The organism is Streptomyces sp. NPDC052107 (assembly GCF_040680215.1).
GTDB lineage: Bacteria > Actinomycetota > Actinomycetes > Streptomycetales > Streptomycetaceae > Streptomyces.
This window is the reverse complement of the sequence record NZ_JBFAWG010000002.1, coordinates 77,779-101,345: the sequence shown is the minus strand read 5'-3', so window position 1 is coordinate 101,345 and position 23,567 is coordinate 77,779. Positions and strand designations below refer to the sequence as shown.

General features: G+C 72.0%; 20 protein-coding genes. 14 read left to right on the top strand and 6 right to left on the bottom strand.

The features are described 5' to 3' along the window. The first annotated feature begins 41 nt into the window (after positions 1-41). The gene (locus AB0M27_RS02340) at positions 42-1,250 is read left to right on the top strand and encodes a CaiB/BaiF CoA-transferase family protein (protein WP_365717043.1); all 1,209 of its coding nucleotides are present in this window, start codon (positions 42-44) and stop codon (positions 1,248-1,250) included. Between the two features lie 13 nt (positions 1,251-1,263). Here the strand turns inward: AB0M27_RS02340 and AB0M27_RS02335 are convergent, their stop codons facing one another. From AB0M27_RS02335 to AB0M27_RS02325, 3 genes are all read right to left on the bottom strand, one after another. Further along, entirely contained in the window at positions 1,264-1,539 is a 276-nt protein-coding gene (locus AB0M27_RS02335) for a hypothetical protein (protein ID WP_351804031.1), read from the bottom strand. A gap of 126 nt (positions 1,540-1,665) precedes the next feature. Beyond that, positions 1,666-2,478 (bottom strand): anti-sigma factor, encoded by an 813-nt coding sequence (locus AB0M27_RS02330; RefSeq protein WP_365717041.1) that lies wholly within the window; start codon positions 2,476-2,478, stop codon positions 1,666-1,668. Then, positions 2,475-3,017 (bottom strand): sigma-70 family RNA polymerase sigma factor, encoded by a 543-nt coding sequence (locus AB0M27_RS02325; protein WP_365717039.1) that lies wholly within the window; start codon positions 3,015-3,017, stop codon positions 2,475-2,477. The genes AB0M27_RS02330 and AB0M27_RS02325 overlap by 4 nt, the downstream gene beginning before the upstream one ends. A 210-nt stretch (positions 3,018-3,227) precedes the next feature. Between AB0M27_RS02325 and AB0M27_RS02320 the strand changes: the two genes are divergently transcribed. The 4 genes from AB0M27_RS02320 to AB0M27_RS02305 all read left to right on the top strand — a co-directional run bounded on the left by AB0M27_RS02320 (position 3,228) and on the right by AB0M27_RS02305 (position 9,909). Continuing rightward, positions 3,228-4,787: a DUF4331 domain-containing protein gene (locus tag AB0M27_RS02320; protein WP_365717037.1), complete on the top strand. Its 1,560-nt coding sequence runs from the start codon at positions 3,228-3,230 to the stop codon at positions 4,785-4,787. 91 nt (positions 4,788-4,878) lie between these two features. Then, positions 4,879-6,702 carry a hypothetical protein gene (locus AB0M27_RS02315; protein ID WP_365717035.1) on the top strand — a complete coding sequence of 608 codons (1,824 nt, stop codon included), beginning with the start codon at positions 4,879-4,881 and terminating at the stop codon, positions 6,700-6,702. Then, complete coding sequence (locus tag AB0M27_RS02310) at positions 6,699-8,213, top strand: nickel transporter (RefSeq protein ID WP_365717033.1); 1,515 nt, start codon at positions 6,699-6,701, stop codon at positions 8,211-8,213. Before AB0M27_RS02315 ends, AB0M27_RS02310 begins: the two co-directional genes overlap by 4 nt. 61 nt (positions 8,214-8,274) lie before the next feature. Further along, positions 8,275-9,909, top strand: a complete 1,635-nt coding sequence (locus AB0M27_RS02305) for a serine/threonine-protein kinase (protein ID WP_365717031.1) — start codon at positions 8,275-8,277, stop codon at positions 9,907-9,909. Positions 9,910-9,927: 18 nt separating this feature from the next. On the opposite strand, the gene AB0M27_RS02300 is transcribed toward AB0M27_RS02305, so the two are convergent. Beyond that, the gene (locus tag AB0M27_RS02300; RefSeq protein WP_365717029.1) at positions 9,928-10,722 is read right to left on the bottom strand and encodes an SGNH/GDSL hydrolase family protein; all 795 of its coding nucleotides are present in this window, start codon (positions 10,720-10,722) and stop codon (positions 9,928-9,930) included. 277 nt (positions 10,723-10,999) lie between these two features. Between AB0M27_RS02300 and AB0M27_RS02295 the strand changes: the two genes are divergently transcribed. The 5 genes from AB0M27_RS02295 to AB0M27_RS02275 all read left to right on the top strand — a co-directional run bounded on the left by AB0M27_RS02295 (position 11,000) and on the right by AB0M27_RS02275 (position 18,211). Beyond that, complete coding sequence (locus tag AB0M27_RS02295) at positions 11,000-11,398, top strand: hypothetical protein (protein WP_365717027.1); 399 nt, start codon at positions 11,000-11,002, stop codon at positions 11,396-11,398. 368 nt (positions 11,399-11,766) lie between these two features. Further along, positions 11,767-12,588 (top strand): glycosyltransferase family 2 protein, encoded by an 822-nt coding sequence (locus tag AB0M27_RS02290; RefSeq protein WP_365717025.1) that lies wholly within the window; start codon positions 11,767-11,769, stop codon positions 12,586-12,588. Further along, positions 12,585-13,574: a glycosyltransferase family 2 protein gene (locus tag AB0M27_RS02285; RefSeq protein ID WP_365717023.1), complete on the top strand. Its 990-nt coding sequence runs from the start codon at positions 12,585-12,587 to the stop codon at positions 13,572-13,574. The genes AB0M27_RS02290 and AB0M27_RS02285 overlap by 4 nt, the downstream gene beginning before the upstream one ends. Further along, positions 13,567-14,367, top strand: coding sequence for a polysaccharide deacetylase family protein (locus AB0M27_RS02280; protein WP_365717021.1), 801 nt, complete (start codon positions 13,567-13,569; stop codon positions 14,365-14,367). The genes AB0M27_RS02285 and AB0M27_RS02280 overlap by 8 nt, the downstream gene beginning before the upstream one ends. Continuing rightward, positions 14,360-18,211, top strand: a complete 3,852-nt coding sequence (locus AB0M27_RS02275) for a polysaccharide biosynthesis C-terminal domain-containing protein (RefSeq protein WP_365717019.1) — start codon at positions 14,360-14,362, stop codon at positions 18,209-18,211. Before AB0M27_RS02280 ends, AB0M27_RS02275 begins: the two co-directional genes overlap by 8 nt. A 25-nt stretch (positions 18,212-18,236) precedes the next feature. Here the strand turns inward: AB0M27_RS02275 and AB0M27_RS02270 are convergent, their stop codons facing one another. Further along, positions 18,237-19,655 (bottom strand): xylan 1,4-beta-xylosidase, encoded by a 1,419-nt coding sequence (locus AB0M27_RS02270; protein WP_365717017.1) that lies wholly within the window; start codon positions 19,653-19,655, stop codon positions 18,237-18,239. A 130-nt stretch (positions 19,656-19,785) separates the two neighbouring features. On the opposite strand from AB0M27_RS02270, the gene AB0M27_RS02265 reads away from it, so the two are divergent. Both AB0M27_RS02265 and AB0M27_RS02260 read left to right on the top strand, forming a co-directional pair. After that, the gene (locus AB0M27_RS02265; RefSeq protein WP_365717015.1) at positions 19,786-20,895 is read left to right on the top strand and encodes a DUF5925 domain-containing protein; all 1,110 of its coding nucleotides are present in this window, start codon (positions 19,786-19,788) and stop codon (positions 20,893-20,895) included. Between the two features lie 15 nt (positions 20,896-20,910). After that, positions 20,911-21,681, top strand: a complete 771-nt coding sequence (locus AB0M27_RS02260; protein ID WP_365717013.1) for a DUF72 domain-containing protein — start codon at positions 20,911-20,913, stop codon at positions 21,679-21,681. A 31-nt stretch (positions 21,682-21,712) separates the two neighbouring features. Here AB0M27_RS02260 and AB0M27_RS02255 read toward each other — a convergent pair whose 3' ends face one another. Continuing rightward, a complete protein-coding gene (locus AB0M27_RS02255; RefSeq protein ID WP_365717011.1) occupies positions 21,713-22,084 on the bottom strand; it encodes a GntR family transcriptional regulator in 372 nt (123 codons plus the stop codon). Between the two features lie 71 nt (positions 22,085-22,155). Here AB0M27_RS02255 and AB0M27_RS02250 point away from each other — a divergent pair, with 71 nt between their 5' ends. Together AB0M27_RS02250 and AB0M27_RS02245 are read left to right on the top strand one after the other, a co-directional pair. Next, the gene (locus AB0M27_RS02250; protein WP_365717009.1) at positions 22,156-23,085 is read left to right on the top strand and encodes a GNAT family N-acetyltransferase; all 930 of its coding nucleotides are present in this window, start codon (positions 22,156-22,158) and stop codon (positions 23,083-23,085) included. After that, complete coding sequence (locus AB0M27_RS02245; RefSeq protein ID WP_365717006.1) at positions 23,066-23,566, top strand: DUF402 domain-containing protein; 501 nt, start codon at positions 23,066-23,068, stop codon at positions 23,564-23,566. Before AB0M27_RS02250 ends, AB0M27_RS02245 begins: the two co-directional genes overlap by 20 nt. Position 23,567: the final 1 nt, after the last annotated feature.

Sequence of the window (23,567 nt, the reverse complement as noted above, 5' to 3'; positions counted from 1 at the left end):
CGCTACTGACAAAACCGCCGGTCACGGGCCATGATCCGGTCATGGAACAGCCCACGGATCAGCAGCCCCTGCCCCTGGCGGGCATCACCGTCGTCGCCGTCGAACAAGCCGTGTCCGCGCCCTTCGCGACCCGGCAGCTCGCCGACCTGGGGGCCCGGGTCATCAAGGTGGAGCGGGTCGACGGCGGCGACTTCGCGCGCGGGTACGACACGGCGGCCCGCGGTCTCGCCTCGCACTTCGTGTGGTGCAACCGCGGCAAGGAGTCCCTCGCGCTGGACCTGAAGGACCCGCGCGGCCTGGAGGCCGTCCGGCGGCTGATCGCGGACGCGGACGTGTTCGTGCAGAACCTCGCCCACGGGGCGGCGGCCCGGCTCGGCCTCGACGCGGCCACCCTGTGTGCGGCGCATCCGCGGCTGATCGCCGTGGACATCTCCGGATACGGCTCCTGCGGTCCGTACGCGGACAAGCGGGCGTACGACATGCTCGTGCAGTGCGAGGCGGGGCTCGTGTCGGTGACCGGGACGCCGGAGCAGCCGGTGAAGGCGGGCGTCCCGGCGGCGGACATCGCGGCGGCCATGTACGCGTTCTCGGGCGTCCTGGCGGCTCTCGTCCGGCGCGGCACGACCGGGCGGGGCGGGCCGGTGGAGGTGTCGATGCTGGAGGCGCTCGCCGAGTGGCTGGGGCATCCGCTGCACCATGCGATGCACGGGGGTGAGCCCCCGGCGCGCACCGGCCTGGCGCACGCCGTCATCGCGCCGTACGACGCCTATTCGACGGCGGACGGCGGGCGCGTGCTGTTGTCGGTGCAGAACGACCGGGAGTGGCGGCGGCTGGCCGAACAGGTCATAGGGCGCCCGGAATTGGGGACAGATCCGACATACGCGACGAACGCCTCACGGGTCGCGAACCGGGAGAAGACGGACGAGCTGGTGGCGCGGGCGCTTGGCGCGCTGGACGCCGAGGAGGCGATGGCCCGGCTGGAGAAGGCCGGCATCGCCTGCGCCCGGCTGCGTGATCTGCATGAACTGGCCGGGCATCCGCAGCTGGCGGCCCGGGAGCGGTGGCGTGAGGTGGGGTCGCCGGTCGGGCCGCTGAAGGCGCTGCTGCCTCCGATCACACTGCCGGGCGGGGACGAGGCGCGGATGGGTGATGTGCCCGCGCTCGGGCAGCACACCGGGGCGCTGCTGCGTGCCGTGGGGATGACGGACGACGAGATCGCAGCGATGCGCCGGGACGGTGTGGCGGCCTGAGCGCGCGACACCCTCAGTGCCGGTGGCCGCCGAAGAGCGAACGGCGCAGTCGGCGCAGCGGGGCGAAGAGCGAGACCCGCCTCACCCGGGCACCCCGGCCCGTACGCTCGTGCGTGGTGTCACGCGACGTCAGCTCGCGCATCAGGGAGGTCGCCTCGACCGTCTCCCGCTGCGGTATGGCGGGACCCGCCAGCACCGACAGATGGCGGTCGAGGCGCGAACTGGTCGCGCTGCTCCCGCAGGTGATCGCAGGGACCCTGGCCCTGCTGCGCACTGTTATCTGCTCCATGTCACTCCCCACCCGTACGAGTCCACCCGGCCCGGGCAGAGTAACCCTATCGCCCCAAGGGGGCACGCGTGTATCGCGTCCACAGGATTCACCTCCCCTGCAAGGGTGTTGACCATCCCTCTTTGACTACTCTCCGAATCCGACCGATTTCAGGGTGAGTTGGACAACTGGCTGGCTGGTGGGCTGCACTGAGCCGCCGTCAGGCTCGACGGTTACGGCGAGTGACGTCGAGGAGGTGTCGAGACCCTTCGCGACCAAGGGCGTGTCGCCCGTGAAGAGCCCGAGGGAGCGCGGTTGCGCGCGGGGGCGCATGAGCCAGAGCTGCCGAACGCGGCCGGCGGGCGGGCTGCCGTACCCGCTGAGGGTGACGACGGCTTCTCCCTCCGAGGCGGAAGCGATCACTCCGATAGCGCCGCCCCGGGCGTCCTTGCTGGTGGTGGCGCGGGCGTCGGGCGCGGCCAGAACGTGGGCGATCTCACGTCCCCGAGCCCGCTCCGCGGCGAGCCGGTCCTGGGTGTGCTGGGCCTGCACCGCGAAGAGCGAGGCGACGACGAGGGCCGCCGCCGCGGTGGCCGTGGCGAGCGGCACGAACAGGGGGCGCGTGCGGGGCGTACGGGTGCGTCCCGGCGGGGGCTGGGTGCCCCAGACGTGCGGCGGCAACTGGGACGTGCGCTCCCGGGTCGGGCCCTGCTCCTGCGGGGTGGTCTGTACGGCGGCCAGGACCCGCTCGCGCAGCGCGGGGGGCGCGTGGGCGGCCGTGGACCAGGCGAGGCGGACCGCGTCCTCGGCCAGCTCCCGTACCTCGGCGGCGCAGCGGTCGCAGCCCCGCAGGTGTTTCTCGAACCGGCGCCGCTCGCCCGGTTCGAGGGCGTCGAGGGCGTAGGGCGCGGCGAGGGAGTGCAGGTCCTCGCGGCGCAGCAGCTTGCCGAGGATGCTCATGCGGCGCCTCCCAGGCACTGGCGGAGCCTGGTGAGCCCGTCGCGCATCCGCGTCTTGACCGTGCCGAGCGGCAGCGAGAGCCGCTCGGCCACCTCACGGTAGGTGTAGCCATCGTAGTAAGCGAGGGTCACGGACTGGCGTTGCAGGTCCGTGAGCCGCCGTAGACAGCGGCGCACCCATTCGCGTTCCAGCCCCGCCTCGACCTCCTCGGCGACCTGGTCGAACGCGGGCTCCCCGACCCGCAGGGCCTCCCGCTGCTCGCGTTCGCCGGCCGCGCGGGCGCTGCGCACCCGGTCGACGGCGCGGCGATGGGCGAGGGTGAGGATCCAGGACAGCGCGCTGCCCCGGCCCGGGTCGTACCGGGCGGCCGAGCGCCATGTCTCCAACAGCACCTCCTGGGCGACCTCCTCGGACTGGGCGGCATCGCGCACCACCCGTCGTACCAGTCCGTACACCGGCCCGGACACCAGTGCGTACAGATCCTCGAACGCCCGCTGGTCGCCGCCCGCGACGAGTACCAGCAGTTCGTCCGCCCGCATGCGGGCCCCCTCTCCGTGGCCACAGCCGGCCCTACCGCGCACTCCACGCATCCGCACGACCGCACACCTCCCGCGGGAGATACGGATCGGCGGGCCGAAAACGCGGGTCGGGACGTGCCCAAAAGTTTTTCCCCGGGGGACCAATCCGATCGGCCGGCCCGCTCCGAAGACCCGTCCGTCAAAGGCAAGTCGGCACTGAGGACGGACGGCATGACACCTCTCTTCTCCAGGGGGCCCTTCTCGAGGAGCGGCACGGGACGCGCGGGCCTGGCCGCGCTCCTCTGTGGTGCGCTGGCGGCCGGAGGGCTCGCGGCCGCCGGCGTCGCCGTGCTGGAACCCGGGGCGGCCTCCGCCTCCTCCCACCGCGAGGCCCCGCTGATCTCGGGGACCCCGCAGTACGACAACACCGACCTGTACGCGTTCGTCAGTCCGGACAAGCCCGACACGACGACCATCGTGACGAACTGGATCCCGTTCGAGGAGCCCGCGGGCGGACCGAACTTCTATACGTTCGCCGACGACGCGCAGTACGACATCCACGTCGACAACAACGGCGACGCGCAGGGCGAGTTGCTGTTCCGCTACACCTTCAAGACCCATACGAAGAACGGCAACACGTTCCTCTACAACACCGGTCCGGTCACCGGCCTGACCGACCCCGACCTCAACGTCACACAGACGTACGACATCGATCTGATCCGGCTGAAGAACCAGCACGTGATGTCGGACACCAAGCTCGCGGACGACGTGCCGGTGGCGCCGTCGAACGTCGGCAAGGCGTCCATGCCGGACTACGGCAAACTGCGTGCGCAGGCCGTGTACAGGACGGCGGGCGGCGCCACGACCTTCGCCGGGCAGGCGGACGACCCGTTCTTCGCGGACCTGCGCGTCTTCGACCTGCTGTACGGCGGCAATCTCAGCGAGGTCGGCCGGGACACCCTGAAGGGCTACAACGTCAACACCATCGCCCTGCAGGTGCCGAACGACCTGATCCGTGAGTCGGCCGGGCAGCCGGTCATCGGTATCTGGTCCACCACGCAACGCCGCAACGCGCAGGGCTATTACAGCCAGGTCTCCCGCCTGGGCAACCCGCTGGTCAACGAGGTCGTCAACCCGCAGAAGGACAAGGACAGGTTCAACGCCTCGCAGCCCTGGTACGACGCTCAGTTCCTGAAGAACGTCACCAACCCCGAACTGCCCAAGCTCATCGAGTCGATCTACAAGATCAAGGCGCCCGGTGAACCGCGCAACGACCTGGTCGACGTCTTCCTGAAAGGCGTGAAGGGCCTCAACCAGCCGCCGAACGTGCGCCCTGCGGAGGAACTGCGCCTGAACACCTCCATCAAGCCGGCCATGCACCCCAAGCGGCTCGGCGTTCTCGACGGCGACAACGCCGGCTTCCCGAACGGCCGCCGGCTCACGGACGACGTGATCGACGAGGCGTTGCAGGTCGTCGAGGGCGAACTGGTCGGCTCGAAGAACGACTTGGGCGACGCGGTGGACAAGAACGACAAGAGCTTCGAGAAGTACTTCCCGTACGTCGCCGAGCCCGCCTCGGGTTCGCGCGGCCGGCTCGCGAAGGGCACGACGGCGGGAACGGACGTTCGGAGCCAGCTGGGCGACGCCCTGCAACCGGCCGGCTCCTCAGGCGGCTCCGGTTCCGGCGACACGGTGCTGATCGCCGCGTCGGCGGCCTCGGGCGCGGCCGGGATCCTGCTCCTCGGCACGGCCGTCGGCTGGTGGCGCCGGCGCATCCGGCGCCCGTACTGACCCGCCCCACCCCAGACCGGCGCGGCCCGTACCTTCCCCTCCCCCACGACGGGCCGCGCCTTCCACACGACCGACGCACGCAGGAGACGGCATGAGCCCGCGCAGACAGGACGACGACATGGACGGGCGGAAGGGCGACGCCGGACACCTCGGTGGCGCAGGGCAGAACAGTGGTACAGGGATGAACGGTGGCGCAGGGCAGAAGGCGAGCAGCGGGCAACCGGACAGCGCAGGGCAGAAGGCGAGGGCCGCCGACGGCAAAGCGCCGGACCCTGCCGACCCGGGCTGCTCCGAGGCCGATCGCGCGGGGGCCGATCGCGCGGGGGCCGGTTCCTGCGAGACCCGGGACGAGGGTCGTCAAGGGCCTCCGCCCAGCCTCGAAGAGGCCCCGGCCAATGGCTCCGGCTCCGTCGACGGCATCGCGCCCGGCTCCGAAAACCCCGCACCCACCGACTCCGACCGGCGCACGGCCGAAGATCCCACGGAGCCGGCCTCCGCCGCCTCCGGCGACCGCGTGGCCCCCGGCTCCGAAGCGCCCGCAGCCCCCGGGGCCGACCAGCGCGTGGCCGCCGTTCGGCGGTTCGGCGCCGCCGGGCGGCGCTGGCGGGCCGCTCAGCTCGTCGGCTGTGCGGCCCTGTTGGCCATGGCGCTGACCGGCGGTGCCATCGCCCTTGGTGCCGATCGGGGGCCCGTCACCGTGCCTGCCGCCTCCACCGCCGTGGATCCCGGTGTGCTCGGCGGCGGTGACCTGGACGCGGGCATCGCGGCGCTTCAGGCGCATCTGCGGACCCAGCCCAAGGACTCAGGCAGCTGGGCCACGCTGGGTCTGGCGTACGTCGAGCAGGCGCGGACCAAGGGGGACCCCTCGCGCTATCCGCAGGCGGACAAGGCACTGGGACGGTCCCTCGCGCTGGCCCCGGACAACGACCAGGCGCTGGCCGGCCGCGCCGCCCTCGCCGCCGCCCGGCACGACTTCGAGGACGCCCTGACCTACGCGGACCGGGCACTGCGGCAGAACCCGTACAGCGAGCGCGCACTGTCCTCCCGCATCGACGCCCTGGTCGAGCTCGGCCGGTACGCCGAGGCCTCGAAGGCCGCCGAGACCGCCGACGCCCGCAAGCCGGGTGTGCCGGTCTTCACTCGGTACGCGTATGTGCGTGAGCTGCGGGGTGCCGTGGCGACCGCACGCCGGGTCCTCCGGCAGGCCCTGGCGGGCGCCGCCTCCTCGGGCGACGTCGCGTACGTGTCCGCCCAGCTCGGCCAACTCGCCTGGAACCAGGGCGACTACAGCACGGCCCTCACCTACTACGCCCGCGCCCTCGCCGCCGACGACACCTACCTCCCGGCGCTGGAGGGCCGGGCGCGGGCGCAGGCGGCGAGCGGGGACCGCGCGGCGGCGATCAAGGGGATGGAGACCGTGGTGGCCCGGTATCCGCTGCCCGGTCCGCTCGTCGAACTGGGCGAGCTGTACGAGGCGCGGGGCGCGGCCGGCGACCGGGCCAGGGCGCGACGGCAGTACGCCCTCGTGGACGCGTGGATCGCGTTGGCCCGGGCCAACGGGGTCAACGCCGACCTCGACACCGCGCTGGCCGCCGCCGACCACGGCGACAAGGCGGCCGCCCTGCGCGCGGCCCGCGCCGAATGGGCCCGCCGGCACACCGTGCACACCGCGGAGGCGCTGGCCTGGGCGCTGCACGTGAACGGCCGGGACACCGAGGCCCTGCCGTACGCCCGCCGGGCCACCGCCACCGGTTACCGCAACGCCGCCTTCCTCTACCACCGCGGCACGATCGAGCTGGCCACGGGCCACCGCACGGCCGGCCGCGCCTCCCTCACCTCGGCCCTCCGCCTGAACCCCGGCTTCTCCCCGCTCGGCGCGGCCGAGGCCCGCAAAGCCCTGGAGGCCACGCAGTGAAGCTCCGCCTGCCCTTCCTGCTCCTCGCCGGGTGCGCGCTCGCGCTGCTGCCGGCCGGCCCGGCGAGCGCGCACCCGCTCGGGAACTTCACCGTCAACCGCTACGACGGCCTGGTCGCCACCCCCGGGCAGCTCCGCGTCGACCACGTGGAGGACCTCGCCGAGATCCCGGCGACCCAGGCCGGGCCCGACCTCAAGCGGCTGGGCATGGGCGAGTGGGCCCGGCAGCGGTGTGCGCGGGCCGCCGAGGACAGCAGGCTGACGGTCGACGGCCGTACGGTCACGCTGACCACCGTCGGCGCCACGGCGCGGCTGCGCCCCGGTCAGGCCGGGCTGCACACCCTCCGCGTGGAGTGCCGGCTGACCGCCCCGCTCCCCCGCGGCGCCACCGTGGCCCTCGGCTTCCACAGCGCGGACGCCACCGGCGGACCCGGCTGGCGGGAGATCACCGCGCGCGGCGACCGTATGACGCTGACCGCGACGGACGTGCCGAAGACGTCCGTCTCGCACGAACTGACCACGTATCCGAAGGACTTGCTGTCCTCACCGGCCGACACCACCGCCGCCTCCGTGCGCCTGCGCCCCGGCGGCCCGGCCCTCGCCGAGGAGCGGCAGACGGAGCCGGGGGCCGCCGCCATCCTGCCGCGGGGCGCCGACCGCTGGACCCGCGCGCTGGACGACCTCGTGGCCCGCCACGACCTCACCGTCGGCTTCGCCGCGCTCGCGCTGCTCGTCTCGGTCGTCCTGGGCGCGATGCACGCGCTCGCGCCGGGCCACGGCAAGACCCTGATGGCCGCGGCAGCGGCGGCCCGTGGGGGCCGGGCGAAACTTCGGGACGTGCTGCCGCTGGCCGCCTCGGTCACCGTGACCCACACCCTCGGCGTGGTCGCCCTGGGCCTGCTCGTCACGGCAGGATCCGCCGCCACACCCTCGGTGATCGCCTGGCTGGGCATCGCGGGCGGGGCACTGGTCCTGACGGCCGGTGCGGGCCTCGTACGGAGGGTGTGGTCCGCCCGCCACCATCCCGCCCCGCACCATGGGGAGCACACCCATGGGGAGCACACCCATGGGGGACACGCCCACAGCCACAGCCACTCCAGTCACACCCACAGCCACTCCACTCACACCCACACCCATGGAGGCCACACCCACACCCACCCCACCGCGCCCACCCTCCGCGGCACCCTCCTGCTCGGCTTTGCCGGTGGGCTGGTGCCCAGCCCCTCCGCCGTGGTGGTCCTCGTCGGTGCCACCGCGCTCGGAAAGGCCTGGTTCGGGCTACTGCTCGTCGTGGCCTACGGCGCCGGGCTGGCGCTGACGCTCACCGCGGCCGGGTTCGCCGTGGTGCGGCTGGGTTCGGGGGTGAGCCGGGTGCTGGAGCGGCGTCCGCGCTGGACCGCCCACCCGCTGGCCGCGCTGGTGCGCCGCTCGGTGCCGCTCGCGTCCGCGCTGGTCGTCATGGCTCTGGGCGCCGGATTGGTGCTCAAGGGGGCCGCATCCGCGCTCGGCTGAGCTAACTTGGGGTGAAATCACGCGACGGGGAGAAATCACACAACTTGCCTTGGGGGCGCCCGTGTCCGAAGAGCCGGGCCGCGAACGTGTGATCGCGGGCCGCTACCGTCTGCTGTCCCCGCTCGGCGAGGGCGGCATGGGCACCGTGTGGCGCGCCCGGGACGAGGTGCTGCACCGCGAGGTGGCCGTCAAGGAGGTGCGGGCCCCGGCCGGGCTGCCGGCCTCCGACGTGGAGCGGATGTACGCGCGTCTGGAGCGGGAGGCGTGGGCGGCGGCCCGGGTCGCCAACCGCAACGTGGTCACGGTGTACGACGTGGCGATGGAGGGCGGCCGCCCGTGGATCGTGATGGAGCTGGTGCGCGGGCTGTCGCTCGCCGACCAGTTGGAGGCGGAGGGTCCGCTGGCGCCGCAGCGGGCGGCGCACATCGGTGCCGAGGTGCTGTCCGCGCTGCGCGCCGCGCATGCCGCCGGGGTGCTGCACCGGGACGTGAAGCCGGCCAACGTACTGCTGGCCAACGACGGCCGGGTGGTGCTGACGGACTTCGGGATCGCATCGGTCGAGGGCAGCTCCGCGCTGACCATGACCGGCGAGGTGATCGGCTCGCCCGAATTCCTGGCTCCGGAGCGGGCCTTGGGACGCACGCCGGGGCCGGAGTCGGACCTGTGGTCGCTGGGGGTGCTGCTGTACGCGGCGGTGGAGGGCGTCTCGCCGTTCCGGTACGACACCCCGATCAGCACCCTGCGTGCCGTGGTGGACGAGGAGTTGCCGCCGCCGCACCGGGCCGGCCCGCTGGCCCCGGTCATCGAGGGGCTGCTGCGCAAGGACCCCGCCGAGCGGCTGGTCGCCGAGCGGGCGGAACACGACCTGCGGATCGTCGCGGCTGGGGGTGCCCCCTCTGGGGGAGGCACGCCCCGGGCGGCCACGATGCCGGTGCCGCCGTACACCGCCCCGACGGTCGCGGCCCCGCACCGACAGCCCTCCCCCACCCCGCCACTGCCCCTGCCCGGCACCACGGCGCCCATGACGTCCACGGCGTCCGACGGGCCGCAGCGCAACCGGCGGGCGGGCGCGGTGCTGGTGGTGGGCCTGCTTCTGGTCGCGCTGGCGCTGGCGGGGCTGACGTACGCGCTGCTGAACCGTGACAACGGCGGTGGCAAGGGGAACGCGGGGAGCGAGACCCGGACGAGCGGCGGTGTGCGGACGCCGACCGCACACGGCACCACGCAGTCGGGCACGACAGCGCCGCCGTCGGCGAGCAGCAGCGCGTCGGCGAGCACACAGCCGGCGCAGTCCGTGCAGGTCACCGTGGCCGGCGCGAACACGACGTACTCCGGGAGCTGTCCGCCGCCGGCCGCGCAGACGCCCTCTTTCACGGCGACGTTCACGGTGGGACGGCTGCCCGCGCAGGTGGAGTACCAGTGGGTGACGACACGCGGATCGGTGTCCGACCCGGGGTGGCACACGCTGTCGTTCCCGGAGGGCGGCGGGAAGACCCGGCAGGTGCGGGTGACCCTGACGGTGCACCAGGGCGGCGGGACGACCGAGGACCGGATCAGTGTGAAGGTGCGCGCTCCCGTGCAGACCGCGTCGAACGCGGTCCCGTTCTCGGTGGGCTGTACGACGGCCACGGCGACGGAGACCCCGTCGGGCGGGGCCTCCGCTTCGGCGTCGGGCTCACCGGAGAGTTCACCCTGAGGGGCGAGCCCGTCCGGGTCACGCGTTGTTCGTGAACACCGGCAGATAGCCGCCGGAATGGCCGGACGCGGTGGGGTGGTACGACTCGCCGATGTCGAGCCAGTTGACGCTGTGCAGCCAGGAGTCGCCGGAGCAGATCTCGTGGGTGGAGAACGCGGAGCGGACATCGCCGAAGACGAAGCCGTGGGCCTGGGCGCGCTTCTGGATGGCGGCGTCCATGTAGTCGGCCGCGCCGTTGATGGCGGACCGCTTGGTGTCGGAGAGCCCGAGGCAGGTCTGGCCGAACAGGTAGAAGCGGGGGTAGCTGAGCACGACCACCCGGGCGTTGGGTGCCTTGGCGCTGATCGCGTTGTAGACGGCGTCGAGCTTGCCGGGGAGGGTGGAGTCGACGTACGCCTCGGCGGTGGCGATCCTGGACAGGCACGCGCTGTCGGACTGGATCACACAGGTCGTCATGACGTCTGAGAATCCGGCATCGTTGCCGCCGATGGTGATGGACACCAGTGAGGTGGAGGAGTTCAGGGAGCCGAGCTGGCCCGCCATCACGTCGTCCGTCGTGGCGCCCGAGCAGGCGTTGAAGGCGAACGAGGACGGGCTGTGGGCGGCGTTCCACAGGTATGGGTATGCCTTGGTGCTGCGGTCGCAGGAGCCGCTGGAGCTGATGTAGCTGCCCGCGCCGACTCCGGAGGAGTAGGAGTCGCCGAGTGCCACGTAGCCCCCGGTGGCGGCGTTCGCGTGGCCGGCACCCGTGAGACCGAGGCCGGCGGCGAGGAGGAGCGAAGTAACGAATCCGGTAAGTCGGGAACGTCTCATGGAACCTCCTTTAGCAGGATCTCTGCCACAACCGTCGTAGCAACTACGCGTGTTGACGGGAAGTGTCCATGCCAAGACTTTTAGGGTCTCAACGGGATCAACGCGAAACGTTCACCGCTCATCTAGTGCGCGTGCATGCGCGGGCTGTTGACGCCGCGTCAGTGACCGGCAAAGGGGGGAATGAATGTTTAAAGACGGATCGTCCGTCTTGACGCCCTCCCCGGGGCTGGGCCACATTGAAGCCCGACATCAGGCGCGTCGGGGGGCAAAGTCGCCAATGCAGACCATACGCATCAAGACATCTTCATTGCCGCTGCTCGCGGGGGCCACGACCGCCGTGGCGCTGACCGGCGCGCTGCTCGCTCTCATCGATTCCGCTTCTCCGCTGCGCGGCCCGTGCACCCTGCTCTTCCTGCTCGCGGCGCCGGCCGTGGCACTCGCCGCGGCACTGCGCGGGCTGGATCCCTTCGGCCGCGCGCTCTGCGCGCTTGCGGGCTCGGTCGTCGTCAACATGCTGATTACCCAAGGCATGCTCGCGGTCCACCGCTGGTCGGTCCGCGGCGGGGTGGTGGCGGTGACCGCGCTGAGCCTGCTGGTCCTGCTCCCGGTCCTGATCCGGGAACGAATTTCCGGAAAACGCACACAAGACCGAGCAACACCGGCCAAAGTTGTGTAACGGTCAAACCAACAAAACCGTGAGACAGCCCCCAGGGGTTGCCTTTAGGGTTCAATCGTCAATACCGTCGTACATCTCACCCGCACCGGCACGTCGGCACACGGCACCAGGGGAGGGCTCAGGGGCCGCGACGTCCACCGGCGCGGGGCGCGGTAGGGGGGTGCCGTGCTCGGTGACCGCAACTGTGACCGAGTCGTGCCGCGCGACCGGCCGCCGTTCTTCTCCGGCAGACCGGCCAGATTTGCCAGCTCATCGGCGTGCGCGGAGATCAGTTCACCGCGCCGAAGATGAGAACCCCCCTTTCGAACCGGACACAGAGCCGGGCCGCCCGGGGGTGGGCGGTCCACCGGACGAGAGGGAAAAGACCCATGAGTTCCGTCCTGCGCCCGCCGAGTTCGGGGCAAGATCCTTTAATCGCCGAGCACTACCGGCCGATCTCCTCTCACCTGGCGATCACTCCGCCGGTGAGCGTGGTCATTCCCGCCATGAACGAGGCGGAGAACCTGCCCTACGTCTTCAAGACGCTTCCGGACTGGATCCACGAAGTCGTGCTGGTCGACGGCAATTCCACGGACGACACCGTCGAAGTGGCCCGGTCCCTGTGGCCGGACGTCAAGGTCGTCGAACAGCTCGGCAAGGGCAAGGGGGATGCCCTGATCACCGGGTTCGAGGCCTGCAGCGGCGACATCATCGTGATGGTCGACGCGGACGGCTCGGCCGACGGCGGCGAGATCGTGAGCTACGTCTCCGCCCTGGTCTCCGGCGCCGACTTCGCCAAGGGCTCGCGCTTCGCCAACGGGGGCGGCACCGACGACATGACCTTCATCCGTAAGCTCGGCAACTGGGCGCTGTGCACCGTCGTCAACCGCAAGTTCGGCGCCCGCTACACCGATCTCTGCTACGGCTACAACGCGTTCTGGCGGCACTGCCTGGACAAGATCGACCTCGACTGCACCGGCTTCGAGGTCGAGACGCTGATGAACATCAGAGTGGTCAAGGCCGGCCTGAAGGTCCAGGAGATCCCGAGCCACGAGTACCTCCGCATCCACGGCACCAGCAATCTGCGCGCCGTGCGCGACGGGTTCCGGGTGCTCAAGGTCATCCTCAGGGAACGCTCCAACCGGCGCGAGCTGCGCCGCCAGGAACACCACTCGCCGATGCTCGACACGGTCCGGGGAGAAGTGTCTTGAGAGATCCCGGCATCTCCGTCGTGATCTGCGTGTACACCGAGGACCGCTGGGAGGACATCCTCGCGGCGGTCTCCTCCGTGCGCGCGCAGTCGTACCCGGCGCTTCGGACGCTCCTGGTGGTGGACCACAACCCGGCCCTGAAGGACCGGCTGGAGCGCGAGTACAAGGAGACCCCCGGCGTCCGGGTGCTGGCCAACGCGGGCCCGCGCGGCCTGTCCGCCGGCCGCAACACCGGTATCGCCGCCTCCCACGGCGAGGTCATCGCCTTCCTGGACGACGACGCCGTGGCCGAACGCGACTGGCTGCGCCGCTTCGCCGAGGGCTACGCCGACCCACGTGTGATGGCGGTCGGCGGCCGCACGGTGCCCATCTGGGCCTCGGGCCGGCGGCCGGCCTGGTTCCCGGAGGAGTTCGACTGGGTGGTGGGCTGCACCTACAAGGGGCTGCCGCCGGGCCGGGTCCGGGTGCGCAACGTGCTCGGCGGAAACGCCTCCTTCCGGCGTACGGCCTTTGAGGCGGCGGGCGGCTTCGCGACCGGCATCGGCCGCGACGGCGACCGCCGCCCGCTGGGCTGCGAGGAGACGGAGTTGTGCATCCGCCTCACCCGGGCCCGTCCCGACGCCGTCCTGCTCATCGACGACCGCGCGGTGATCCACCACCGGGTGCCCGAACCCCGCGAGCACTTCGCCTACTTCCGCACCCGCACCTACGCCGAGGGGCTGTCCAAGGCGCTGGTCGCGAAGAGCGTCGGCGCGGACATGGGCCTGGAGTCCGAACGCCGGTACACCACCAGGGTGCTGCCCGCGGGGGTCGCTCGTGGCCTGCGGGACGCACTGCTGGCCCGGCCGGGCGGCGCCGGACGCGCGGGCGCGATCCTCGCCGGGGTGCTGAGCGCCGCCGGCGGCTACGCGCTCGGCAGCCTGCGGGCGCGGCGGGACGGTGCGACGTTCTCGGTGGCGTCGATCGAAGGGGGCCCAGGTGAGTGACACTCCCGTACCGATCCTCATGTACCACTCGGTCGCCACCGCACCCAACGACGCCACCCGTGCCCTGTCGGTCGCGCCGGAGGCGTTCGCGGAGCAGATGGCGCTCATGGCCGACCTGGGCCTGACCCCGGTCACCACCGCCGAGCTCGGGGCACGCTGGCGCTCCGGCCGCCCGCTGCCGGCCCGGCCGGTGCTGATCACCTTCGACGACGGCTACGAGGGCGTGCACCGGCACGCCTTGCCCGTCCTCGCCAAGCACGGCTTCCCGGCCACCCTGTTCGTCTCCACCGGCTGGATCAGGGGCGCATACGACACCGGGGGCGGCCTCGACACCATGCTCGACTGGCGGCAGGTGCGCGAACTGGCCGACGCCGGCGTCGAGATCGGCGGGCACAGCCACACCCACCCGCAACTCGACCAGCTCGACGACGGCGCGCTGCGCGCGGAACTGACCCGCTGCACGGAGATCGTCACCGACGAACTCGGCGCGCGGCCGGTGTCCTTCGCCTACCCCTACGGTCACTCCGACCGCACGGTCCGCCGGGCCGTGCGCGAGCACGGGTACGGCCAGGCCCTCGCCGTCGGCAACGGCCTCGCCCGCCGCCGCCAGGGGCCGTACGCGCTCCAGCGGGTCACGGTCCGGCGCTCCACCGGCGTGGAGGAGTTCGAGCGGCTGCTCCACGGCCGGGCCGTCGCCCGCACCTTCTCGAGGGACCGCGCCCTCACCAAGGGCTACGCCCTCGTCCGCAGAGCCCGTCAGGTCCGCCGGAAGGCCATCCGTTCCCGTGTCTGACACGACCACCACGACCGAGTCCACGACGACCGGCGCCGAGACGTCCCAGAAGTCCGGGCGCCGCCTCAGGCTGCCCGGAACCGGCCGGTCCTCCGCCGGCAGCCCGCTGTTCCGCAACGCCTATGCGCTGATGCTCAACACCGGCATCTCCGCCGTCCTCGGACTCGGCTTCTGGCTGGCCGCGGCACGCTACTACTCCGAGTCGGCGGTCGGGCAGGGCTCGGCCGCCATCGCCGCGATGAAGTTCCTCGCCGGCCTGACCGCGGTGACCCTGACCGGTGCCCTGGCCCGCTTCATCCCGGTCGCCGGGAACCGCACCGGAAGGCTCGTCTTCCGTACCTACGCGGGCAGTTCGCTGCTGGTGGCACTCGCGGCGGGGGTCTTCCTGCTGACCCTGGACACCTGGGGGCCGTCGTACCGCTTCCTGCACGGGACGGTCAACGGGCTCGGGTTCATCGCGGCCGTCATCGCCTGGAACGTGCTCACCCTGCAGGACGGGGTGCTGACCGGGCTGCGCAGCGCGACCTGGGTGCCGGTCGGCAACACCGTGTTCTCGGCGGTGAAGCTGGCCCTGCTCGTCGCGTTCGCCGTCGCCATCCCCACCACCGGTGTCTTCGTGTCCTGGGTGGCCGCGATCGCCACCTCGGTGGTGCCGCTGGGCTGGCTGGTGTTCCGGCGGCTGGCGCCCCGGCACGTCAAAGCGACCGAGGGACGCGCCGAGCCGCCGACGCTGAAGCAGGTCGGCAGGTTCCTGGCCGGGGACTACACCGGCTCGCTGTTCTCGCTCGCCGTGATCTACCTGGTGCCGGTGATCGTCGCCGCGCAGGTCAGCTCCGCCGAGAACGCCTACTTCTACATCGCCACCACCATCGGCGGCACGACCGACCTGCTCGCCATCAACATGGGCGCGTCCCTCACGGTCGAGGGCTCGCACGACCCGGGGCGGCTGGCCGCCAACACCCGGGCCGCGCTGAAGCGGATGGCCCGGATCATGCTGCCGATCGCGTCCCTGTGGATCATCGGCGCGCCCTGGATCCTCGGCGTGTTCGGCACGGGCTACGCGCACGCGGCGACCCCGCTGCTGCGCTGGCTCGCGGTCGGCTCGGTGCTGCGGGTCGTGATCGAGACGTACTTCGCGGTGCTGCGCGCGCGCAGCCGCACCGCCGGACTCGCCTGGCTGCAGGGCCTGCTGTGCGCGCTGACCCTCGGCCTGACCCTGCTGCTCCTGCCCCGGATGGGGCTGACCGGCGCGGGTCTCGCCGAGGCCGCCAGCCTCGCGGTGATCGCCGCGATCGCCGCGCCGAGGCTCTGGAGGACGATCCGTACCGCCGCCGACGCCGTGCCCGACACGGCGGCACCCGACGGGGACCTCGCCGATCTGGGCGCCCGTGAGGCCCGCGAGATCCCGGCCGCCTCCCGGGCGCGCCGGCGCAGCCCGGCCTGGGCGCTGGACTCCGACACGCTCGCCCTCGGCATCCACGTCGACTTCGACCACGTGGAACGCCGTCCGGACGTCCGCCCGGGCCCCGGCACCCCGCCCGCCGGTACGCCGGTGCCCTTGCCCGCGCGTCCGGTGGGACTCCCGGTGGAGGAGCGGGAGCCCGGCAGCGAGGCCTCACTGGGCCCGGCCGAGGCCGAACTGCTGCGGGAGGCGGAGGCGGCGGAGGTCGACGCGCCGTTCACCGACGAGGAACTGGACGCGTCCGTCGGCAGACTCGACTCCATGGTGGAGATCGACGCGCCTCTCGCGCAGGAGCCGGCGGACCCCGCCGTACCGGACGAGCCCATGCCCGAGGAACCGCCGGGCCCCCTGTCGCTCCGGCAGCGGCTGCTGCCCACCCGCACCGGTGTGGTCCTCGGCTGTCTGCTGATCGCCGCGCTGCTGCTGTACTGGGTGCCCGCGCTCCGGCTCGGCGAGGCCGACCTCGACCGGATGGGCGGGCTCGGGCTGGTCTCGGTGCTGCCGCTGCCGACGCTGGTCGGAGCGGCCCTCCTGGTGATCGTCTTCGCCGCGCTGCTCTGGCTGCGCCGTGAGCACCGGGCGCTGCTGCTGCTCACGCTGCTGGCGACCGTCGTGTCGCTGCACGCGCTGCCCGCGGTGATCGAGACCGAGCCGCGCTTCCCGACGGCCTGGCAGCACCTCGGGTTCATCGACTACATCGACCGCACCGGGTCCGCCGTACCGGACCTGGACGCCCGCTGGAGCTGGCCGGGCTTCTTCGCGGTGGCCGCGTTCGTGGGCCGGGCCTGCGGGGTCACCGACTTCACCGAGGTGATCCGCTGGTGGCCGACGGCGATCCAGCTCGCCTATCTGGCCCCGATGTGCCTTCTCACCCGGTCCCTGCGGGCGGGCTGGCGGGCGAAGTGGACCGGCGTCTGGCTGTTCGTGCTGTGCGGCTGGGTCGGCCAGGACTACTTCTCGCCGCAGGGCTTCACCTACCTGCTGTACCTGATGTTCGTGGCGATCCTGCTGGTCTGGTTCCGCCCGCCGCGCGTGATCTGGACGAAGTTCCGCCCGGGCGAGGCCGAGGTGGAACCGGCCGACCGCCGCCAACGAGCCGTTCTGCTGCTGGTGCTGATCGGCCTGTACGCGGCGAGCGTGCCCGCGCACCAGCTCACCCCGTTCGTCATGCTCGGCGCGCTCGCCGCCCTGGTCCTGCTCGGCCGCTCCGAACTGCGCGGGCTGCCGTTGCTGTTCGCGGTGCTGGTGGCGGTGTGGGTGGGCTTCATGGCCGAGCCGTACTGGTCGGGACACTTCAACGACCTGTTCGGCGGGGTCGGCGGCGTCGGCAGCAATGTGTCGACCTCCGTCTCCGGCCGGATCCAGGGCGGCAGTTCGACCCACAAGCTGGTGCTGTACACCCGGGTGCTGCTGGCCGGCTCCGTGCTGGCCTTCGCCTGCTGGGGCTGGTGGCGCCGGCGCTTCCACCGCTACCGCGAACGCTCGCTGCTGGTGCTCACCTTCGTGCCGTTCCTCGGCTTCGGCATGCAGTCGTACGGCGGTGAGATGGCGCTGCGCGTCTTCATGTTCGCGGTGCCCGGCGCGGCCCTGCTCGGCGCCCTCGCCCTCTTCCCGCGCACCGGCGTCACCGCGAAGGAGCGCGAGAAGGACCGGGTGAGCCTCGCCCCGCTGGCCGCGCTGCTGGCCGGACTGCTGCTGATGGGCGGCTTCCTGGTGGCCCGCTGGGGCAACGAGCCGTTCGAGCGCACCCGGCCCGGCGAGGTCACGGTCATGAACTGGGTGTACGCCCACGACAAGCCGACACTGCGGCTGCTGTGGCTGACCCAGGACACGGTCAACGACGTGACCCCGGCCATGCCCTGGGGTGCGAAGGACATGGAGCGGGTGAACTACGTGCCCACTCTGGCCCCGACCGACCCGGTGCTGGTGTCCGGCCTGGTCAAGGCGCTCAAGGACGCCGGCCCGAACTCGTATCTGATGATCAACCGCAGTCAGGTGACCTATCTGCAGCTGGACGCGGGCTACTCCGCGACCTGGGAGCCCCGGCTGATCGAGAACCTGGACAACCGGCAGGAGCTGACGAAGGTCCTGGTCAACGACGACGTCACCATGTTCGCGCTGCGCAAGCAGCCGCCCGGCGCGGTGCCGAAGCCGCATCCGGGGCCGATCGGGCCGCAGGTGACCTGGACCCCGTGGTCGGTGGTCGGCGCGCTGGCCGCCGTCGTGCTGATCCTGCTGCTGGCCGGCCGGGAGGTGGTACGGGTCGCGGTCCGGCCCGGGGTTCGTCAACTACGCCTGCTACAGGGGGCGTTCTGGTTCGCGCTGCCGCTGCTGGCAGTAGTGCTGGCCTCGCTGGTGCAGCGGTTCCTGACCATGAAGTGACGCATGAGGTGACGGGTGGGGTGGCTCAGCGGTCGAGCCACTTCACCTCGTACGGCCGCATGTCGAACCGCCTGCCGTCGATCTGGGCGCTGATCGTCCGGTTCTGCGTGTTGACCACGAGGACCGTCTTCGCGCCGGCCAGGACCCGGACGTTGGGCACGTCGTCCGTCGCGACCTGGACCGTCTCGTACCGGGTGCCGGGCGGGTACGCCTTGGCGAACCGGGACACGAGGTCGTACATGGGCAGGGCCCTGCCCCCGTCGGCGCCGTCGGTGGGCGTCCACAGACAGCCGGCGCAGCCGGTGCCCGTCCTCTCCTCCGGGTTCCAGTAGAAGCCGGACTCGGCGCCGCCCTTGACCATGGCGATCATCCCGGTGGCCTGTACGGCGACACGGTGCGGCTCGGACCAGCCCTTGCGGTCGTCGTTGCCGTCGCCGGGCTCCACGTAGTATTCGGCCCACCACAGCGGCAGGCCGTGGGTCTGCCGGCGCACCCAGGCGCTGACCGCCGTCAGCTTGTCGGTGGCCGCGAACTCGTTGGGCAGCATGCCGTCGTCGCGGGTGTAGCTGGAGCCGTCGACCACGGTGAAGTCGGCGCCCACCTTGTGCGTGTTCCAGTAGGAGAAGGCGTCGAGCACCCGCTGGTCCATGGCGCCCCAGGGCCCCTGCAGCGCGGTGGAGGCGTCCTTGTCCCGCGGGTCGACGCTGTCCATCACCAGGTAGGGCCCGCCGACCATGATGTCCTTGTCGACCTTCTTCAGCGCCTGGTACACGAGGTTGTACATCTTCGTGTACCCCTCGTAGTCCCAGCGGGACTTGGCGTCGTTCCAGAAGCCCTTGAACTCGTTCCAGACGATGAAGTGCTTCACGTCCGGGTAGCGCCGGGCCACGGTGGCGGCGAGGTCGGCGAAGTCCTGGTAGTGGTCGGGGGTGGGCGCCGTCTCCAGGGCGGCCTGGCTCCAGTCCGTGTTGCCGACCCCGGCCTTGCCGCCCTTCATCCAGTCCGGGGAGCAGCACAGGGTGATCACCGGGGTGCCGCCGGAGGCGCGCATGAAGTCGACACGGCGGTCGAGGGCGCCGAAGTCGTAGTGCCCCTCGACCGGTTCGGGATTGTCGGCGCCCCAGCCCATGATGTGCTGGTTCTGCGCCAGCCCGGCGTCCTGGCCGAGCAGTTGCCTCACCCGCGCGGTCGCCGCGCCGGCTCCCTCGTCGGCGCTGTACTGGGTGTGCGTGAACCCCCAGCCGACGTACGGCTCCGGCTTCGCGCCGGGACTGGCGGGGGTGCCGTGCACCTTGTCGCCGTCACGTGTGGTGCCGGCCGTACCGGGCCCGCCTGACAGCGTGCTGAACAGGGTCACCGCAAGGGCCAGCGCGGCGACGCCCACACCGAGCAGGGCGGTGAGCCGCCACCGCCGAGCATCCGAATCCCACCCATGACGTCCCATCGGGGACAACGGTAACGGCGGAAGCAGCGCCTCCGGCAGGTCTTGGGAACACCCGGAACAGTCTTGGAACACCCGGAACAAGGGGAGGAAATGCCGTGCGCGGAGCGCATCCGTGGCGGATCATGGCCGCATGTCTGCGAACCCACACGACGCTCTGCCGATCCGGCTCCACGTCGACGACTCCGACTCGCCTGCCGACGTCGTCGACGCGCTGTTCCTCGGCCGCTTCGCGACGGGCGAGCAGCCGTTCTCGCACGCGGCGAACATCGACCGCGTCCGCTCCGGCGCGACCATGGTGCCCGACGGCGCCCGGGTGCTGCGCGTCGCCCGGGACGACGACCGCAGCGCCACCCTCGCCGAGGGCGACGGCTGGACGCTGCTGGTGTCCCGCTGGAGCCGCGGCGCGGACGTCACGGTGACCGCGACCAGCGCCGAACTGGCCAAGAAGATTCTCGACCGGGCCACGGACGGCGCCGCCGACGAGCCCGAGCCCCAGCCCGAGAACGTCACGATGGGCTTCTGGTACGTCTCGCCCAGACGCGGCCCGCACCGCACCACCCGGCAGATCTCCGCGGGCACCTGGGACGAGGTCCGGCCCAACTACACGGCACCCGTGGCGGAGGCCATGGACCGCCTGATGAAGACGACACCGGAGGACATCGCGGGCCGCCTGCTCCTCCTCCACGGCCCTCCGGGCACCGGCAAGACCTCCGCCCTGCGTACCCTGGCCCGCTCCTGGCGCGACTGGTGCCAGGTGGACTGCGTCCTGGACCCCGAGCGCCTCTTCTCCGACGTCGGCTATCTGATGGACATCGCGATCGGCGAGGAGGACGGCGCCGGCAAGGGCCGCTGGCGGCTGCTGCTGCTGGAGGACTGCGACGAACTGATCCGCGGCGAGGCCAAGCACACCGCGGGCCAGGCCCTGTCCCGGCTGCTGAACCTCACCGACGGCCTGCTCGGCCAGGGCCGCAACGTCCTGGTCGGCGTCACCACCAACGAGGACCTGGAGCGCCTGCACCCGGCCGTGGTCCGCCCCGGCCGCTGCCTGGCCCGTATCGAGGTGGGCAAGCTGACCCATGGGGAGGCGGTGAACTGGCTCGGCAGCGAGGCCGACGGCCGGGAGGACGCCGTCGGGCGGGACGGGGCGACGCTGGCGGAGCTGTTCGCGCTGCGCCGGGGCACGGCACCGACCTCGGTGCCGGGGGCGCGGGACGGCGCGGACGCGGGCCTGTACCTGTAGTGCTTTGATGGTGCTGTGACCTTGTTCGTCGGCACCTCCGGGTGGCAGTACAAGGACTGGCGGGACCTCGTCTATCCGGCCGGGGTCCCGGCGCGGATGTGGCTGGAGGAGTACACGCGCCTGTTCGCGACGGTGGAGATCAACAACGCGTTCTACCGTCTCCCCTCCCGCGAGAACTTCGAGGCGTGGCGGGACCGAATCCCGGAGGACTTCGTGGTCGCGGTCAAGGCCAGCCGCTATCTGACCCACATCAAGCGCCTGAAGGACCCCGAGGAACCGGTCCACCGCCTGATGAGCCACGCGGCGGGCCTCGGCGACCGCCTGGGCCCGGTCCTCCTCCAGCTCCCCCCGACCCTGCGCGCCGACCCCGCGCTCCTGGACGCCTGCCTGGCCTGCTTCCCGTCCGGTACGCGGGTCGCTGTGGAACCTCGCCACGACTCCTGGTGGACACGGGAGGTGCGGGACGTCCTGTCGGCCCGGGGCGCGGCCCTGTGCTGGGCGGACGTCCTGGCCCGCCCGGTCACCCCGCTGTGGCGCACCACCGACTGGGGCTACGTCCGCTTCCACCAGGGCCGCGCCCAGCCCTGGCCGCGCTATGGCAAGCGGTCCCTGGAGACGTGGGTCGACCGCGTCGCGACGACCTGGGAGCAGGGGGAGGACGTGTACGCGTACTTCAACAACGACCCGGGCGGTGCGGCCGTATGGGACGCGGTGACGTTCGGAAGAGCGGCGGACAGGGCGGGCTTGCGGGTGACGCGCATCCCGGAGCCGGCAAGACTCCGCTGACATCTCCCGAGGGGGAGGTGCCGAACTCTTCTCAGCCCTCTCCGTAAGCCGCCCGCAGGGCGTCCCGCACGGCGGCCGACGCCGCGTCCTCGGTAAGCCCGAGCCGCCGGGCACGCTCGGCGTACGTCTGAGCGGCCAAGGAAGCCTCACGTTCCGCGGCCGAGCCGGCGGCAGCCACGAACGTGCCGTTGCGCCCCCGCGTCTCGATCACCCCGTCGCCCTCCAGCGCCCGGTACGCCTTGGCCACCGTGTTCACCGCGAGGCCCAGGGACTCGGCGAGCCCCCGCACGGTCGGCAGCCGGTACCCCACCGGCAGCGCCCCGGACCGCGCCTGCTCGGAAATCTGCGCCCGTACCTGCTCGTACGGGGGCGCGCTGTCGTCGATGCGGATCTTCAGGCTCACGGGGCGATTGTCCCGCACCCGCCGGAAAATGAGAGGCATCCCCGGCGCTTAACCCCTTACGGTGCATCCCCATGACTGTGATCGTGCGCGATCTCCGCCCCGACGTCCCGGCCGACACCGAGGGCTTCGTCCGGGTCCGCCATCTCGCCCTTCCGTACATCCTGTTCACCTCGGACTCGATCCGCCACGACGCCCTCCACATGCCGCCCGAAGCGCGCTACCGCCCGCTGGTCGCGGAGGAGGACGGCGAGGTGATCGGCACCGCCCAGGTCCACCTCGCCCACGACAGCGCCGAGCCGGGCCAGGGCCTGGTGAACATCTACGTCCGGCCGGACCGGACCGGTCGCGGCGCCGGCGGGCTCCTGCTGCGGACGGCCGAGGAGTACCTCACCGCCCAGGGAGCGACCAGGCTGCTCAGCTGGGTCCTCGACGAGCCGGCCAGCCGCGCCTTCGCGGAACGCCACGGTTATCGGGGCAGCCGGTCCGCCCACTTCCTGCGCCTCGATCTGGCGGGCGCCTCCCTCCCGCCCGTCCCGGAGACCCCGCCGGGCGTCGAGCTGCGTACGGCCGCGGACTTCGCGGACGACCCGCGCCCGCTGTTCGAGCTGGACGCGGAGACGATGCTGGACGAACCGGGGGACGTCGACCACGAGTTGACCGACTACGAGGCCTGGGCCGAGCAGTACTGGAAGCATCCGCTGCTGGACCGCGACCTGACGGTGGCCGCGTGTGTCGAGGGCCGGCCGGTCGCCTTCAGCGTGGCCTACACCGACGGCGGCACTCGCTACGTCTCCGCGATGACCGGCACCGCCCAGTCCCATCGCGGGCGTGGCCTGGCCAAGCTCGCCAAGATCCACTCCCTGCACCGGGCCCGGGCGGCCGGCATCACCGAGGCCTTCACGGGCAACGACACCGGCAACGGCCCCATGATCGCGATCAACAAGTGGCTCGGATACGAGATCTGCGCCACGGAGGTGCGCTATGTCCGCGAACTCGGCTGAACCGACGGCCCGGCTGGACGTCGTCCTGGTCAAGGCGGGCCGGACGAAGATCCGTTACCCGGCCGATCTGCTCGATGACGACGGCACCCGTATCGCCGTACGCGCGCCCTGGGCGGGCTCCGGCGTCCGCGACTTCGGCTTCGTGCGCTTCGAGGCGGGCGACGTCTTCACCGAGTACTACTGGCGGAACCGCTGGTACTCGGTGAAGGAGGTGCGCGCCGCCGACGGCACCGTGAAGGGCTGGTACTGCGACATCACCAGGCCGGCGGTCCGTACCGGCGGTGAACTGGTCGTGGAGGACCTCGACCTGGACCTGTGGCGCTCCGCCGACGGCGGGGACGTACGGCGGCTGGACGAGGACGAGTTCGCGGAGAGCGGCCTGACGGAGACGGACCCCGGGGCCGCGTCCGCCGCCGTGGCCGCACTCGACGCACTGGAGACACTGGCCCGCACCGGCGACTTCGACCGGTTGCTGACCTGAC